The following is a 16,198-nucleotide window of genomic DNA, read 5'->3' as shown; positions in this document are numbered from 1 at the left end:
TCAGGTAGAACCTATCTGACTGATGACCAACAAAATACTATCCTTATTTCTAGGGATCGCCTTTCCGTACCTTCTGTGTGGGCAAGGGGAAACTGCCAATTGGTACTTTGGCAACGGCGGAGGCATACGTTTTAACAACGATGGTAGTGTAAATGCCGTAGCAGATGGCAGACTTAATACTTTTGAAGGCTGCGCAACGATTTCCGATGCTTTTGGTGACTTGCTTTTTTATACTGATGGCATTACCGTTTATGATCGCAACCATAATGTAATGCAAAATGGAACGGGGCTTTACGGCGACCCTTCGAGTACCCAATCGGCCATTATAGTGCCCAGACCCCAAGATCCTAATATTTACTACATTTTTACCGTGGATACGTCTTCTTTTGAAAATGATCCTGACAGGGGACTCAACTATTCAATCGTAGATATTTCTTTGAATGCAGGAAATGGCTCCGTAATTCAAAAAAATGTAAGACTGTTAGATGATTGCTCCGAAAAAATAACGGCGGTAATCAAAAATTGTTTTGAAGAATCTGTATGGGTAATTACGCTTTCGACCCCCGATGGAGCGCCCGTCACCGATTTTTTTGACACCTATCATGCCTTTGAAGTAAACACAACCGGAGTTATTGGTACCTCTGTAAAATCTACCTTTCCGGACCTTAAAATACAGGATCCCCGCGGAAATTTAAAACTTTCTTCGGACGGTACTAAAATGGTAAGTGCAAATGCTTTTTCAGGGCTTTTCATTTACGATTTTGATCCGGTAACTGGAATAGTGTCCAATCAGGAACGGCTTACCATAGATGCAAACAACAAAAACTCCTATGGTATAGAATTTTCTCCCAGTCAGCAATTTCTATATGTCCACTCCTTCAATAACAATATCCCCATAAGCGAAACTGGGCATTCCTCATCACTTATACAATATGATTTAAACGCACCGGATATCTCTGGCTCACAGATAGTATTGGAAACCCGATCTATCTATCGGGGATCGCTTCAACTAGGGCAAAACGGAAAAATATACCGTACTTTGGCACAAAGTTACCTTCTTGGAACCCCCTACTTAGGGGTAATAAACAACCCGGATGAACCAGGGTTGGCGGCTGACTATCAGCACAATGCCGTGTTCTTGGGAAGCAATCTCGCCACTCAGGGCCTACCCCCTTTCGTACAGTCTTTTTTCAATAAAATAAGCCTCATTAGAAATAGTGATGGTACTACCGAAGCTACTTTGGAAGTTTGCAACGGAGATCCGTTTACCCTAGAGGCCGATATTGTTCCCGGAGCAACCTATCATTGGGAAAAAGACGATATTCCCTTGAGCAATCCGGGGAACATTTTTCAGGTAAATTCAGCGCAGGATATAGATTCTGGCCGATATCGAGTAGAAATTATTCCCGCAGATCCTACGGAATGCCCTATTATTGGTGAGTCTTTTGTCTCGGTAAACCCCATTCCGGAGGCAAATACCTTAACATTGTTGCAGTGCGATGTGGATGTAAACGACCCAAGTGATGGTATAACACAGTTAAATCTGGAACAGGTTTTCTTTAATGATTATGATTTTAAGTTTTATGAAACCATTTTGGATAGGGACAATGATATTCCAATAACCAATCCCGTGGGATATACCAACACGCAACCTTTTAATCAGACCATTTATTATAAGGTTACCGATAATTTAGGATGTGAAAATTTCGGAATATTAGAGCTGCAAGTAGCGCCCACCGATGTTATTGCAACACCGCCCAAAACCTATGATATATGTGATGAGGATCTTTCGGACAATGTACTGAGCGGAACTTTTGACTTGGATTTTTTTAGACAACGGCACTATCCCGCTTTCGAAGCCGTTTTTTACGCAAGTGCCCTAGATGCGGCACTAGAGCAAAATTCACTGCCAGATAATTACAACTCAGAATCTACCATAGTATATGCACGATTGGAGCGCCTAAATCAATGTCAGGGAATAGAACAAGTAACCCTTACCGTAAACCCGGTACCGATCTTTGATTTTAAAGATTCCTGGCTTTGGTGCACGGATGGCCCGCCTTTGGAACTTGTTGCTCCGGCAGGCTTTGATAGCTACAGATGGTTAAAATTGGACGGCGGTTCAGAGGTAGAAATAGCTGCCACACAAAATACCTCAATTTCAATGTTGGGCGATTATGAATTGGAAATTGGTTATATCTATGATTTAAACGGGGAGACCCTGAGATGCACAAATAGAAAGAGCTTCGTGGTAAACCCATCTAACAGGGCGGTAATAAACGAAATCTTGATCGAGGATATATCGGATAACAATACGATACAAATCGAAGTTGCAGGGGACGGTATTTACGAGTTTTCCATAGACGGAGAAACATACCAAGATGATAACTTTTTTGATGATGTGCTACCAGGTTTTATAACAGTTTTTGTTCGGGATAAAAATGGATGTGGAATTACCGAAGAGTTAATATCCGTCATTGGTTATCCCAAATTTTTTACACCCAATGGTGATGGTATAAACGATTCCTGGCAAATTATTGGTGCCGATGCATCATTTCAGTCCGACAGTTCCATATCCATATTTGATCGTTACGGAAAACTTCTTACAAATTTAAATCCTCAAAGCCCGGGATGGAACGGAATGGTAGACAATAGGGCCTTACCTTCGGCCGATTATTGGTTTAAAGTAGTGCTAGAAGATGGTAGGGAATTTAGAGGGCATTTCTCATTAAAAAGATAGGGTGCGCCAAACTTCGTCGCCTCTTTATTTATGGGTATATGCCCGTGAAACCGTCAATTTAACGGCTTTTTAGTAAAAATACGAAGGACATTTAGTATCTTGAAAGACTTGCGTTGAAACTGAGATGAAAAAGAAAATAGGCTATCTGTTACTTCTTGTGGTGGGTTCGATGGGGTATTCCCAAAGTTGTCCTAGCTTAATCAGTCCTGCCAGTGGGGCTACCAATGTACCGGTAGAAACCGTAATTTCTTGGCAAGAAGTAGTTGGTGTCCCTGGGTATGATGTGGCACTCGGTACCAGTCCGGGGGCAAACGATATTTTTGAACAGTTTGTGGGTAGTGCCACTTTTTTGACGCCTCCCTTGGGGCTACCGTCCAACACAGAAGTTTTTGTAACCATAACCCTATTCTTTTTTAATAGACCCAATATAGTCTGCTCGAGTACCTCATTTTTTACGGAGACCGTTTCTAATGTACCTCAGTGTACAACTATTGGAAACCCACGGAATACAGATGTTGACGTAAATGTGGGTACCAATATAAGTTGGGGGTATGCCCCTAGGGCCACAAGTTATCTTTTGACTTTGGGTACTTCACCCGGATCTGGGGATATTGTTTCCAATTTGGATGTGGGCAATGTACTTTTTTTTAATCCACCTGCGGATCTACCCCCCAATACCGATATATACGTTGAAATTACTCCGGTAAATGGTATTGGTAATGCAGTGGGCTGTATTGAGGAAATCTTTACCACAGGAAGCATTACAGTGCTACCAGGATGTACGTCATTGACCTTCCCCATAAATGGACAGACAAACGTTCCGCTGACACCTTTGTTAGAATGGGTAGATGTTCCTGGGGCCATAGGATATCGTGTGTCCATTGGCACCAATCCCTTTGACAATAACATTTTAAATAGAGGTACTTTTACCAGAAACTCCACTTTTGTTATAGAATTTGAGGCCAACAGAACAATTTTTGTCACCATAGTGCCTTTTAATGATGCCGGTGAAGCACTTGGGTGTGCGCAACAGTCATTTTCTACCATTGAAGGATGTGGTCCTTTCTTTGATCCGGTAACAGGTGCTTTAGTAGACTTATTTCCAGAACTTAATTTTACCGGTAACTTATCTATTTGCGAAAATGCAACTCCCGTAACTGTTTCCACAGATGCGGTTGCAGAGGGGTTTAGATGGATAAGACAGACCCAATCTGGCACCGTTATAGAAGAATTATCGGATACAAGGGATGCCGCTATTACCGAAGCGGGTTTTTATCGTTTGGAAGTTTTCAATTTTGCCGATCCCGGGGGCAGTAACTTCCCCTGTATTACCGCTCAAGATTTTACGGTGGATATTTTTGAGGGACCTACAATCAATTCCATCGATGTACAAGGTCAAGGAGATAATCTTCAATTGGTTATAAATGCTACGGGAACAGGGACGTACGAGTATGCAGTGAACAATGCAAACGGCCCCTTCCAAGACAGCAATGTTTTCAACAATGTGCCTAGAGGTAATAGCACGGTGTACGTCCGGGATAAAAACGACATCAATTGTGTGGTTTCGGAGCTGGTGGAACAAGATCTTGTATCCGAAGGGTTCCCGAATTTTTTTACGCCCAATGGGGATGGAATTAACGATTTCTGGCAGTTTGTGCCCTTACCAAACACAACGCCCCTTGATCTCGAGGCAATTTTTATCTTTAATCGGTTTGGACAGTTGATAACACAAATAGACCCGGATTCCCCTGGTTGGAACGGTACTCTTAATGGCAGGCCACTGCCCGCTTCGGACTATTGGTTCAGGGCCATATCGTCTGAAAATCAAAAGTTCACAGGCCATTTTGCATTAAAACGTTGATTTAACGTAAAACATAGGCTTCACCAAGAAATAATCATCACTGTTTTTGTAATTTTAACTCATGAAATTTAAGGTTTTTTCGGAATTCAAACCAACAGGTGACCAACCACAGGCCATTAGTCAATTGGCAGACGGTATTTCATCTAACGAAAGGTATCAGACGCTATTGGGGGTCACCGGGTCTGGCAAGACATTTACTGTGGCCAATCTCATAGAAGAAATACAAAGGCCAACACTGGTCCTAGCGCACAATAAAACCTTGGCAGCTCAATTATACTCGGAGTTTAAGCAATTTTTTCCGAACAACGCCATAGAGTATTTTGTATCCTATTACGACTATTACCAACCGGAAGCCTATCTGCCGACCACCGGGACTTACATAGAAAAGGACCTTTCCATTAACGAGGATATAGAAAAGCTACGGTTAAGTGCCACATCTTCCCTCCTCTCCGGGAGAAGAGACGTATTGGTTGTGGCTTCGGTCTCTTGTCTTTACGGGATTGGCAATCCTGTTGAATTTCAAAAGAATGTGATAAACATACACAAGGATCAGGTCATTGCAAGAACCAAATTTTTACATCAATTGGTTCAAAGTTTGTATTCTAGGACTACAGATGATTTTAGAAACGGTAATTTCAGGGTAAAGGGTGATGTTGTGGATGTTTTTCCAAGCTATGCGGATCATGCTTTTAGAATTCATTTCTTTGGTGATGAAATTGAGGAAATAGAGGCCTTCGACCCTTTTAAGAATACGGTATTGGAGGTCTATGAGAATCTAAATATTTATCCGGCCAATATGTTCGTTACCTCTCCGGATATTCTCCAAAACGCCATTCACCTCATTCAGGAAGATATGGTCAGTCAGGTGGCTTATTTTAAAGAAATTGGTAAGCCACTAGAAGCCAAACGTCTAGAAGAACGCACTAGTTTTGATTTAGAAATGATACGAGAACTTGGATATTGTTCGGGTATTGAAAACTATTCCCGCTATTTGGATGGGCGGGATCCTGGAACCCGACCCTTTTGCCTTCTCGATTATTTTCCGGACGATTATTTAATGGTAATCGATGAAAGCCATGTGACCATTCCGCAAGTACATGCTATGTATGGTGGTGACCGATCTAGAAAGGAGAATCTGGTCGAATTTGGTTTTAGATTGCCTGCCGCTATGGACAATAGGCCCTTAAAGTTTGAGGAATTTGAGGCCATGCAAAATCAGGTAATCTATGTAAGCGCTACCCCGGCCGATTATGAGCTGGAGCATAGTCAGGGAGTTTATGTGGAACAGGTAATTAGGCCCACGGGATTATTGGATCCCGAAATTGAGGTCAGGCCAAGTCTAAACCAAATAGACGACTTGGTAGAGGAAATACAAAAACGGGTAGAAAAGGACGAGCGTGTACTGGTTACTACACTTACCAAAAGAATGGCAGAGGAATTGGCTAAATACCTAGCCAGAATAGATGTCCGCTGCCGATACATCCATAGCGATGTAGATACCTTGGAAAGGGTAGAAATAATGCAAGATCTTAGAAAAGGTATTTTCGATGTCCTTATAGGCGTAAATCTACTCCGGGAGGGATTAGATTTACCCGAGGTTTCGTTGGTAGCCATTTTAGACGCGGATAAAGAAGGCTTTTTACGGAATAACAGGTCTTTAACACAAACCGTGGGTAGGGCCGCAAGAAACCTTAATGGTAGGGCCATTATGTATGCGGATAAAATAACGAAGAGCATGCAAATGACCATCGACGAGACCAATTACCGAAGGGAAAAACAAATTGCCTATAACGTAGCTAACAATGTTATCCCTAAGGCACTCAACAAAAGCCTTGACAGTGTATTGTCCAAGAACTCGGTTTCGACCTACCATTTTGAAAAGGAGACCATGCGTGCAGCTGAACCCGATGCAAAGTACCTGACTCCCGAGCAGCGTGAAAAAATGATCAGGGAAAAACGTAAAGCCATGGAAAAAGCGGCAAAGGACTTGGATTTTATGCAAGCGGCCAAACTACGCGATGAAATTAAGATGTTACAAGTTCAGGAATAAAAAAAGCGCCCGGTTTATACCGAACGCTTTTCCTAACTAACCAACTAAACCAACCATTATGAAAAATCCTGACAGGACCTACATAATATCATAAATGCCGTTAAGCAATATCTATCAATCTTTTGGGTTTTGGCAACGCTTCTTCCTTTTTGGGAAGTGAAAGTCGTAAAACCCCACCTTCATAAGAAGCTTGTATACCATCTTCATTTACCGATTCCGGAAGGGTAAAAGCCCTTTTAAATGACGAAAGCCTAAATTCCCTTCGGGTGTACTTATCTTCTATCTGTGCGTCCTCTTCCTTTAATTCAGTCGAGATTTCAAGTACTTTCTTATCGATCTCAATATTAAAGTCTTCTTTTTTTCTTCCGGGAACTACAAGTTCCAACTCAAAATCCGTTTCATTTTCCCTAATATTTACGGCTGGGAAATTACCTCGAAACGTCTCCATTCCTCCAAACCAATCTGGTTTAAAAACTTCATTCATCAAAGCAGGAAACATTAAATTGTGTCTTTTAACTATACTCATGATTATAATTTTTTTATTACTCATCAATTTCGTAACTGTATAGTCAAATGATATACCAAGTACAATTTACTGCCTTTTTGTCTTGTTTTTAGGTGTCGTTAATGCCATAATGGCATTTTCAAAAGAAGATTTTAGTTGTAATATGCTTTGAAGATGTTTATTAGCACATCTGGCGGTATCACTTTATTAGGATATTTGTGCATAACCGATAGTACTTGCTCTATGGCCGAAGGCGGTAATCCCATGCCTAAACCAATATTGTGGAGTTTGCTTACTTCTTGTTCGCTTTGTACTTGGTCTACGTTCATTAAAAGAACCAGCCTATGAAACTGAAGGATTCGGTCCGCTTGGGATTTGGGCATTAAAATCTCGGCTTCCTGCTCCAATAAAGACTCAAAAGTTTCCCTATCTATGCCTAATTGGGTAGCTACACCCAGAAGAAAGTTAAATTCGGCCTCCTTAAAACTATCATCGACCTTGGCAAAGGCGATCATTTCGGATAGGATGCTCAATTTTTCTTCTCGACTGCTCATACAAAGTACAATTTGCCTATTAATACTAGGCATGGCCAACTAAGATAACTCTAAAAAGCGAGATTTCGTATATGAAAAACAAAATGCCCGGGAAATTGATCCTTAATGGGATTTTTGTGCTATTTTGCCAAAAACATGGCGATGACCAACAACGATATATTTAAAAAGCTTAGGGTTGCCCTTATGCTTAGGGATGACGAAATAGTGGAAATCCTGAAATTAGCTGATTTTAAGATCTCTAAGGGCGAATTGAGTGCATTTTTTAGACGGGAAGACCACCCCAATTATGTGGCATGCGGAGACCAAGTTCTTCGTAATTTCTTAAATGGTCTGGTAATCCATCTCCGAGGTACAAAAGAGCATCCAAAAAATCCGAAGGAGGTACTGTACAAAGACAAGACAAAACCCGATATGGCAAAAAGTTCAAAGCCAAAAACCAAGCCTTACGGAAAAAAGAAACCCGTTTCGGATATCAGCTATGTAAAGTATAAAAACAAAAAAAAGTAGTCTTAAACGCCGTTCGTTTTTGTAAATATACGGGGTTATGCTTCAGAAAATCTTAAAATTTGTGAAATAGGTTTATCTAAACCAATTTGGGCATAAAAAAAGGGCAATGTATTACCATTGCCCTTTTTGTTGAAGTTTTAAATTTTCAATAATTAATTAAGAACGGCCTTGACTTTATCTGCCGCTTCTTGGAACTGTACCGCAGAATGCACGGCCAGTCCGGAATTATCTATAATTTCTTTCGCCAGTTCTGCATTGGTACCTTGTAACCGTACAATAATGGGCACCTTAATGGCATCTCCCATATTCTTATAGGCATCTACAACACCTTGGGCCACACGATCACAACGGACAATACCTCCAAATATATTGATAAGTATGGCTTTAACCTCTGGGTCTTTTAATATAATTCTAAATGCTTCCTCTACACGTTTGGCATCGGCGGTACCCCCTACATCCAAAAAGTTTGCGGGTTCGCCACCAGCCATCTTAATAAGATCCATGGTAGCCATTGCCAAACCGGCACCGTTTACCATACACCCTACATTACCATCCAAATCCACATAATTAAGGCCTACTGCCCTAGCTTCTACTTCAATAGGGTTTTCTTCTCTTAAATCTCTCATTTCCGCATACTGCTTCCTTCGAAACAAGGCGTTATCGTCTATAGAGACCTTTGCATCCACGGCCATAATTTTATCATCCGAAGTCTTAAGCACAGGATTGATCTCAAACAGACTGGCATCGCTCTGCTCATATGCCCTGTACAACGCAGCTACAAATTTTGTCATTTCCTTAAAAGCCATACCCGACAGTCCGAGGTTAAAAGCTATTCTCCGAGCTTGAAAGGGTAAAAGACCTGTAGCCGGGTCTATTTCTTCTGTAAATATCAAATGTGGCGTTTTTTCGGCTACCGCCTCTATATCCATACCCCCTTCGGTAGAATACATAATCATATTTCTACCTGTTCCCCTATTTAGCAGCACTGACATATAAAATTCGTTGGTTTCACTATCACCGGGGTAATACACATCTTCTGCAATCAACACTTTATGCACTTTTTTTCCTTCGGCCGAGGTCTGCGGGGTGATTAAGTTCATTCCTATGATGCTTCCGGCCAAACTTTCCACTTCTTTGAGATTTTTGGCCAATTTAACACCACCGCCTTTTCCACGGCCACCTGCATGTACCTGAGCTTTTATTACGTGCCAACCGGTACCCGTTTCCTGGGTGAGTTGTTTTGCAGCGTCTACCGCTTCCTTGGCATTATGAGCTACTATTCCACGTTGGATACGTACCCCAAAACTTGCTAAAATTTCCTTTCCTTGATATTCGTGAAGATTCATATAAGAAGTGACTTTGTATTTGAAAACAAAAATAGCAAACCAAAGGGATTTACCCTAATGAAAGGTATATTAAGAAATTTAATGTTTGTTTTTAGAGGTTAACCCGAGATTAGATTTTAAAATCCTCAAAATCCAAAGGATCGAAATTTCTAAAATGACCATTTAACTCTATAGTTTCCTTGGTTCTGTTAACGGCCCTTAAAACAGGTATGGTAGTCCTTAAATGTTGTTCTAAAAATGCTAAACGCCCACTTTCATGACTAATCTGTAATAGATGGTGCTCTTGGCCAAGGGTAAGTCCTACTTTGTGAGCAAGACTAAAACTAGTGAACCTATCCTTATCCAATGCAGCAAGGGGGACCCCCATTAAGGCATACAGCTGCCCTATTAGTCCTAATACCGACTGCTTTTGTTCCGCAGTGCCGTCGTCCACATTTTCCAAAAATTCCACCACTCCTCCAGCATACAGTTTGTTTGCCAATTGGTTTTCGAAAGTAACCATTTTAAATACCCGTTTAGCACTGCAAATAATGTCCATTTCCCCATTATCGTAAGTGTTCATAATTTCCTCTAACTGCATTTCAGTACCGTATGCCAGCACATTGTCAATGTAAACCGGCATGCCAAAGGTATAAGCGTACTCCCTGCAATCTGCTATAAGCTGCTTATAACGCTCTTCGAATACATGTAATGGCACGCGTTCACCAGGAAAAAAAACGGATGGTAAAGGAAAAAAAGAAAGTTTCATAGCAGTTTTTTTCAAATGTACAATAGCCGATGAAAGCTCACAAACAGAAATTACATCGCTATTGTTACATTTATAACTATTTGTTGTATTTTTAATCAATGCCTGAAAATTCTTGCATGAAAGTATTAAGAAGTATAGATTTGCCAAAAAACTTCTCGAATGAACAATACCGACTTACTTAAGGTGGCCAAAACCTACGGCAATCCCGTTTATGTATACGATTCGGAAAAAATTACAGCCCAGTTTAAAAGACTTACCAATGCTTTTAAGGGCGTACGAAAACTAAAACTTAATTATGCCGCCAAGGCATTGTCCAATATAAATATATTGCGCCTAATGAACAGTTTGGGCAGCGGTCTAGACACAGTATCCGTCCAAGAGGTAAAATTGGGTTTACTTGCCGGTTTTAAACCAGAAACCATAATATTTACACCTAATGGCGTCTCCTTGGAAGAGATTGAATCTGCTGCTTCCCTTGGTGTTAGGATCAATATAGACAATCTTTCCATTTTGGAACAATTTGGCAGTAAACATCCGGATATTCCGGTGTGTATCCGGATAAACCCACATGTAATGGCCGGTGGGAATTCTAACATTTCCGTTGGGCATATCGATTCCAAATTTGGTATTAGCATCCATCAAATTCCCCATTTATTGCGAATTGTTGAGCTTACACAAATGAAAATCAACGGTATCCATATGCATACGGGTAGCGATATTTTGGATATTGACGTATTTTTATATGCCTCCGAAATTCTTTTTGAAACGGCTAAAAATTTCAAAAATTTAGATTTTATCGATTTCGGTAGTGGATTTAAAGTACCTTATAAGGAGGGCGATATAGAAACCAATGTTGAGGAGCTTGGAAAAAAACTCAGTACCCGTTTCAACGAATTTTGCAAAGAATACGGTAAGGAACTTACCCTTGCTTTTGAGCCCGGTAAGTTTTTGGTAAGTGAAGCGGGTTATTTTCTTGCCAAGGTAAACGTGGTAAAACAAACCACCTCTACAGTATTTGCAAGTGTAGATTCTGGTTTTAACCATCTGATAAGGCCTATGTTGTATAATGCAACACACCAGATCACAAACATATCCAATCCCAAGGGCAGGGAAAGGTATTATTCTGTTGTAGGATACATCTGTGAGACCGATACTTTTGGCACCAATCGTAGAATAAACGAAGTTTCCGAGGGCGATATTCTTTGTTTTAAGAATGCTGGTGCCTATTGCTTTACCATGGCCAGTAACTACAATTCTAGATTTAGACCTGCAGAGGTGTTATGGCATCAGGGCAAAGCGATCTTGATACGGGAAAGAGAGACTTTTGACGACCTTATAAAAAACCAGGTAGACCTTCAGGATCTGTTCGCTCCAAAGAAGGAGCAGCTTACCGTAAAATAAAGCACGGAAATTTTCGTTAGTTTTGGTATAGAAATTGTACTAATACAAGAAAAAGATCATGAAGTTTCTTTCCCCAAAATCGCTGTTATTACCCTTTTTTGCCTTCTTAGCTATCAATACAACCGCACAAGAGGTAGAATGGCTTAGTTGGAATGAGGCTGTGTCCCGATCAGAATCTGACGCCTCTCCCAAGAAAATTTTCATTGATGTATACACGGATTGGTGTGGATGGTGTAAAAAAATGGATAAGGACACCTTTCAAAATGCCGAGGTTGCAGACTATATGCGCAATAACTTTTATATGGTGAAGATGGATGGTGAAGGAAAAGAACCTATAGTCTACAAAGGAAAGACTTATAATTTTGTGGCATCGGGTAGAAGGGGTTATCACGAATTTGCCGCTGCCTTGATGCAAGGAAGAATGAGTTATCCTACGGTAATATTCTTAGATGAAGCCCAGCAAATGCTCTCTCCTGTTCCGGGATACCAAAAACCGGTTCCTTTTCTCAAGATTGCCAGATACTTTGGAGACAATATCTACAAGGAAAAGGATTGGAAAACCTACGATGCTAACGGAAAGTAATCTGTTATTTGTGGTTTACTCCAACACCAAAACTAAATCTAACGGCTATAATTGGGAGATTCTTTGGTAATGGTAACATCGTGCGGATGACTTTCATTAATACCACTTGCCGTAATTTTCACAAAACGTCCGGTTTCCTTTAAGGTGGCTATATCTTTGGATCCACAATATCCCATTCCGGCACGGATACCCCCAACGAATTGGTGTACACTCTCAAACAAGTCGCCTTTGTAAGGAACCCTGCCAACAATGCCTTCTGGTACCAACTTTTTTATATCGTCTTCCACATCTTGAAAATAGCGATCCTTGCTACCTTCTTTCATGGCTTCCACAGAACCCATACCGCGGTACGACTTAAACTTCCTGCCTTCATAGATTATGGTTTCTCCTGGAGACTCTTTTGTACCTGCCAAGAGTGAACCAAGCATTACAGTATCTGCTCCTGCGGCAATTGCTTTAGGAATGTCGCCTGTATACCTAATGCCACCATCGGCAATCACAGGGACTCCACTGCCTTTTATGGCAGCAGCTACTTCTAAAACTGCAGAAAATTGTGGGAAACCCACACCGGCCACAACCCGCGTGGTACATATTGAGCCCGGGCCTATGCCCACTTTTACGGCATCTGCACCAGCAGCCACCAAATATTTAGCAGCTTCACCAGTGGCTATATTGCCTACGATTACGTCTAATTGGGGAAATTTCTTTTTCACTTCTTTTAAGACGGCAACCACTCCTTTTGTATGTCCATGGGCGGTGTCTATTACAACGGCATCAACCCCCGCATTTACAAGTGCTTCTGCCCTATCCAAGGCATCTGGCGTAACACCAAGTGCCGCGGCTACTCTAAGTCGCCCATATTTATCTTTGTTGGCGCTGGGCTTTTGGGTGAGTTTCGTAATATCACGAAAAGTGATTAGCCCAACCAATTTGTTGTTCTTGTTAACCACAGGCAATTTTTCAATCTTATTCTCTTGTAAAATATCTTCTGCCTCAGTCAGTGAAGTCCCTTCCCCAACCGTAACCAAATTTTTAGAGGTCATTACCTCAGCAATGGGCCTATCATCGTTTTTCTCAAAACGAAGATCCCTATTGGTTACTATCCCTAATAATTTACCATCACCATCTACTATAGGAATACCGCCAATACTATATTCTTGCATATTTGCTTTGGCATCTCGCACCAAGGATTCCAAAGGCAAGGTAACCGGATCCATGATCATACCGCTTTCTGCCCTTTTAACCTTACGTACCTTAAGCGCTTGCCGCTCTATGGACATATTCTTGTGCAAGACCCCGATACCACCTTCTTGGGCCATTGCTATGGCCATTCGGGACTCGGTAACCGTATCCATGGCTGCGGATACAATAGGCACGTTTATGGTAATATTTTTTGTGAATTTTGTCTGGATGTTCACTTCTCTAGGAAGTACTTCGGAATATGCTGGCACCAGAAGAACGTCGTCATAAGTAAGACCTTCACCAACAATTTTATTTAGATGAGCTTGCATGGCAATTAGAGATTAATTGCGTGCAAATATACTACATTTTAAGGCAATGGATGCACACTTGCGTTTTTTACTTTTGCGATGGTCCTTTCTGTATTAATTGATACAAAACCAATAGGGAAGAAACTAGAAAGGTAAGGGTCATTAAGATGCCCGAAAAAATGATTACGTATTTCATCCAGAGCACCCCCAACCACAGCAGGTAAATACCTCCAAAAGTAAGAACCACCGAGGCAAATGGCTCAATGGTTAAGAACAATTTAAACTTTTTGGGTAAGTTGGTAAGCCAAACGATTCCGCCCAGTAAGAAAAAAATAAGGGACATAGATAAAATATGGGTATGTACAATTGTAAGTATTTCGCGTTTGCTTTTTTTAAATTTCATCACCTTGGCATCTTCGTCCTCTTCGTTGCCCAAATAATTTTCCTCGATACCGCTGGGTGCCGTGGTGCTTGTTTCGTTTACGAACAAAAGTCCGGTATAGAAACCAATGGAAAGAACCAGAACAAAAACGCCAATAAAAAGTTTGATCTCCTTCGGGAATGTAGACAATAGGCCGTTGTAGTTCATTACAACACCTCGTTTTCTTGTAATATCCCTATGGTCTGCAGTAGTTTGTCCATGGACATGGTCATAGAACGTACGGAAATTGTAGCGCCAGATATGGCATCTATATTGGTTTCATAATTGACACGGTCTTTCCCTGTCTTTCCCAAAAATTGTTTCAACCATCTTTTACTCCCTATTTCACCGCCATATTCTTCCCTATATATCAGCACTTTGGAATGTACAACTTTAAGTTGCTGGTCAAAAACCACCAAATAATCAAATTTTGCAGTTTTACTGGGTGCCTGATCCACGAATACATAACCCAACAAGTTATCCTGATTAAGAAGTTTAAAGAAGTTGTCCTCTGATATCTTGGCAGGAAGTTTGGCATTCAAGGACGCCGGGACCTCAACAGGAGTCATTGAAAAAGTAGAAACCTCAAATACTTTGTTTACTTCTTTTTCAACTTTTTTCTGAATGTTTTTAGGTAATCCGAACCCAACCAGGAGCGAAGCCAAAATCAAAAAACAACCGACTATGCGTTTACCATGCAACATGTTGCAAATGTATTAATTTAGACTTAATATTAATAACAAACTTGCCGATTTAATGATAATTTTACGGAAACGCCCCCTTAGAGCCAAGGTTTTATTGTTAGAACCAAACACCTATTCCAAAATTCAACCTGTCTTTTACATCACTTGCATCGTCGTTATTTTCCCTAAACTGATAATCTCCTTTTACCACAACCCCTGGGGCTATATGGTAGGTAAGACCAGTAGTGATATCCGACCTGTCATAAGCAGGGTTTTGTGCCAGAGTTCCTTCGGTATCGGCGTGCGTATCGTACGTCTCGTAACGTGCAAAAGCAAACAATTTTTGCTTGTTGCCCCTGGGTAGCAGGTTATATGCGCCTTCCAAATACCAACCTTGCAACTGGCTACCTAGGTCTCTGCCCGTTAGGGCGTTGTACTCTTCGGTATCGGAAAGGGAAGCATTTATAAACTGAGCTCGTGCTGTAAACTTTTGATATGCATATCGGGCGTCCAGACCAATCATGGTAATACCAATATTGGCACCATCCAATTCCTCTACGTCATCGGCTGCCTGCGTTTTACCAAAATAACCCGAGAGCCCCAATCGTAGTCCTGGAATTCCGTAATAATCAAACTTGGTGGAAAAATTTGGACTATCGATCGTGGATCGTATTCCCTTTTGACGCCCACTTCTAAGCCCGTTAGAACCTCTTAAGATGCCAGAGATACCCCCTTCACCATCGGCTTCGGTAGACTTAAAGCCGTTAAATAAGTAGGCCTGATATCCCAAGGAAAGATTGTTGAACCTTCCGGATACACCAATTCCAAGTTCTCTCCAAGTAGTAGGTACAATTACATTATCTAGTGTGGGACGTTCCGTTCCATTAAAGGTGGTAGGTTCGTGAAATTCATTAACGATTCCCATGGGTACCAACATAAGTCCACCTCTAAGGTTTACATTGTCCGCCACATTATAATTTACAAATGCCTGTTCCACAAATATTTCCTCTACGTGCTCTACTTCCAATTCCGTAACAAACTGCGTTCTTTCATCAAATCGATAACCGAACAACAGCACCAAGCGCTGTATATCCAATTCCCCGTTATCACCTTCGGGCTGATTGTAAAGCATTTCCCCGTACGCCCCTACGGTAACTGCAGAAGCATAGTTACCCGAAAGTATTCGCTGCGCCGCGTTCAATTGCTTTTGAGGGTCTAAGGTTATGGAATCTGTTACTGTTTGTGCACTTAACATTGAAGTTAAAAATAGGGCAAGGCCCAATGCGGTATTTCTCATCTCTGGTATATT

The 16,198-nt window shown here is 41.2% G+C and carries 14 protein-coding genes; 6 read left to right on the top strand and 8 right to left on the bottom strand.

Going from position 1 to position 16,198, the window contains the following annotated elements:
- The first annotated feature begins 22 nt into the window (after positions 1 to 22).
- The 3 genes from ACEQ81_RS13545 to uvrB all read left to right on the top strand — a co-directional run bounded on the left by ACEQ81_RS13545 (position 23) and on the right by uvrB (position 6,651).
- Positions 23 to 2,740: a T9SS type B sorting domain-containing protein gene (locus tag ACEQ81_RS13545; protein ID WP_411031438.1), complete on the top strand. Its 2,718-nt coding sequence runs from the start codon at positions 23 to 25 to the stop codon at positions 2,738 to 2,740.
- Between the two features lie 124 nt (positions 2,741 to 2,864).
- A complete protein-coding gene (locus tag ACEQ81_RS13540) occupies positions 2,865 to 4,601 on the top strand; it encodes a T9SS type B sorting domain-containing protein (protein ID WP_411031437.1) in 1,737 nt (578 codons plus the stop codon).
- A gap of 61 nt (positions 4,602 to 4,662) precedes the next feature.
- On the top strand, positions 4,663 to 6,651 hold the full coding sequence (uvrB, locus tag ACEQ81_RS13535) for an excinuclease ABC subunit UvrB (protein WP_411031436.1): 1,989 nt from the start codon (positions 4,663 to 4,665) through the stop codon (positions 6,649 to 6,651).
- Between the two features lie 100 nt (positions 6,652 to 6,751).
- Here the strand turns inward: uvrB and ACEQ81_RS13530 are convergent, their stop codons facing one another.
- Together ACEQ81_RS13530 and ACEQ81_RS13525 are read right to left on the bottom strand one after the other, a co-directional pair.
- Positions 6,752 to 7,177: an Hsp20/alpha crystallin family protein gene (locus tag ACEQ81_RS13530; RefSeq protein ID WP_411031435.1), complete on the bottom strand. Its 426-nt coding sequence runs from the start codon at positions 7,175 to 7,177 to the stop codon at positions 6,752 to 6,754.
- Positions 7,178 to 7,308: 131 nt separating this feature from the next.
- Positions 7,309 to 7,710: a TerB family tellurite resistance protein gene (locus ACEQ81_RS13525; protein WP_411031434.1), complete on the bottom strand. Its 402-nt coding sequence runs from the start codon at positions 7,708 to 7,710 to the stop codon at positions 7,309 to 7,311.
- Between the two features lie 141 nt (positions 7,711 to 7,851).
- Between ACEQ81_RS13525 and ACEQ81_RS13520 the strand changes: the two genes are divergently transcribed.
- Entirely contained in the window at positions 7,852 to 8,217 is a 366-nt protein-coding gene (locus ACEQ81_RS13520; protein ID WP_411031433.1) for a DUF1456 family protein, read from the top strand.
- A gap of 152 nt (positions 8,218 to 8,369) precedes the next feature.
- Here the strand turns inward: ACEQ81_RS13520 and sucC are convergent, their stop codons facing one another.
- Positions 8,370 to 9,563: an ADP-forming succinate--CoA ligase subunit beta gene (gene sucC, locus ACEQ81_RS13515; protein ID WP_411031432.1), complete on the bottom strand. Its 1,194-nt coding sequence runs from the start codon at positions 9,561 to 9,563 to the stop codon at positions 8,370 to 8,372.
- A gap of 109 nt (positions 9,564 to 9,672) precedes the next feature.
- A complete protein-coding gene (locus tag ACEQ81_RS13510) occupies positions 9,673 to 10,311 on the bottom strand; it encodes an LON peptidase substrate-binding domain-containing protein (protein ID WP_411031431.1) in 639 nt (212 codons plus the stop codon).
- Between the two features lie 159 nt (positions 10,312 to 10,470).
- Between ACEQ81_RS13510 and lysA the strand changes: the two genes are divergently transcribed.
- Together lysA and ACEQ81_RS13500 are read left to right on the top strand one after the other, a co-directional pair.
- Positions 10,471 to 11,712: a diaminopimelate decarboxylase gene (lysA, locus tag ACEQ81_RS13505; protein ID WP_411031430.1), complete on the top strand. Its 1,242-nt coding sequence runs from the start codon at positions 10,471 to 10,473 to the stop codon at positions 11,710 to 11,712.
- A gap of 58 nt (positions 11,713 to 11,770) precedes the next feature.
- Positions 11,771 to 12,295: a thioredoxin family protein gene (locus ACEQ81_RS13500; protein ID WP_411031429.1), complete on the top strand. Its 525-nt coding sequence runs from the start codon at positions 11,771 to 11,773 to the stop codon at positions 12,293 to 12,295.
- A 38-nt stretch (positions 12,296 to 12,333) separates the two neighbouring features.
- Here ACEQ81_RS13500 and guaB read toward each other — a convergent pair whose 3' ends face one another.
- The 4 genes from guaB to ACEQ81_RS13480 form a co-directional block, all read right to left on the bottom strand.
- On the bottom strand, positions 12,334 to 13,806 hold the full coding sequence (gene guaB / locus ACEQ81_RS13495; RefSeq protein WP_411031428.1) for an IMP dehydrogenase: 1,473 nt from the start codon (positions 13,804 to 13,806) through the stop codon (positions 12,334 to 12,336).
- Positions 13,807 to 13,873: 67 nt separating this feature from the next.
- Entirely contained in the window at positions 13,874 to 14,374 is a 501-nt protein-coding gene (locus ACEQ81_RS13490; protein ID WP_411031427.1) for a hypothetical protein, read from the bottom strand.
- Positions 14,374 to 14,910 carry an FMN-binding protein gene (locus ACEQ81_RS13485; RefSeq protein WP_411031426.1) on the bottom strand — a complete coding sequence of 179 codons (537 nt, stop codon included), beginning with the start codon at positions 14,908 to 14,910 and terminating at the stop codon, positions 14,374 to 14,376. Before ACEQ81_RS13485 ends, ACEQ81_RS13490 begins: the two co-directional genes overlap by 1 nt.
- Before the next feature lie 97 nt (positions 14,911 to 15,007).
- Positions 15,008 to 16,186 (bottom strand): hypothetical protein, encoded by a 1,179-nt coding sequence (locus ACEQ81_RS13480; RefSeq protein WP_411031425.1) that lies wholly within the window; start codon positions 16,184 to 16,186, stop codon positions 15,008 to 15,010.
- Positions 16,187 to 16,198: the final 12 nt, after the last annotated feature.

The sequence above is a fragment of the Spongiimicrobium sp. 3-5 genome (assembly GCF_046557915.1).
In the GTDB taxonomy this organism is placed as follows: Bacteria; Bacteroidota; Bacteroidia; order Flavobacteriales; family Flavobacteriaceae; genus JBHEBG01.
This window is presented reverse-complemented; position numbering and strand designations above follow the sequence as displayed.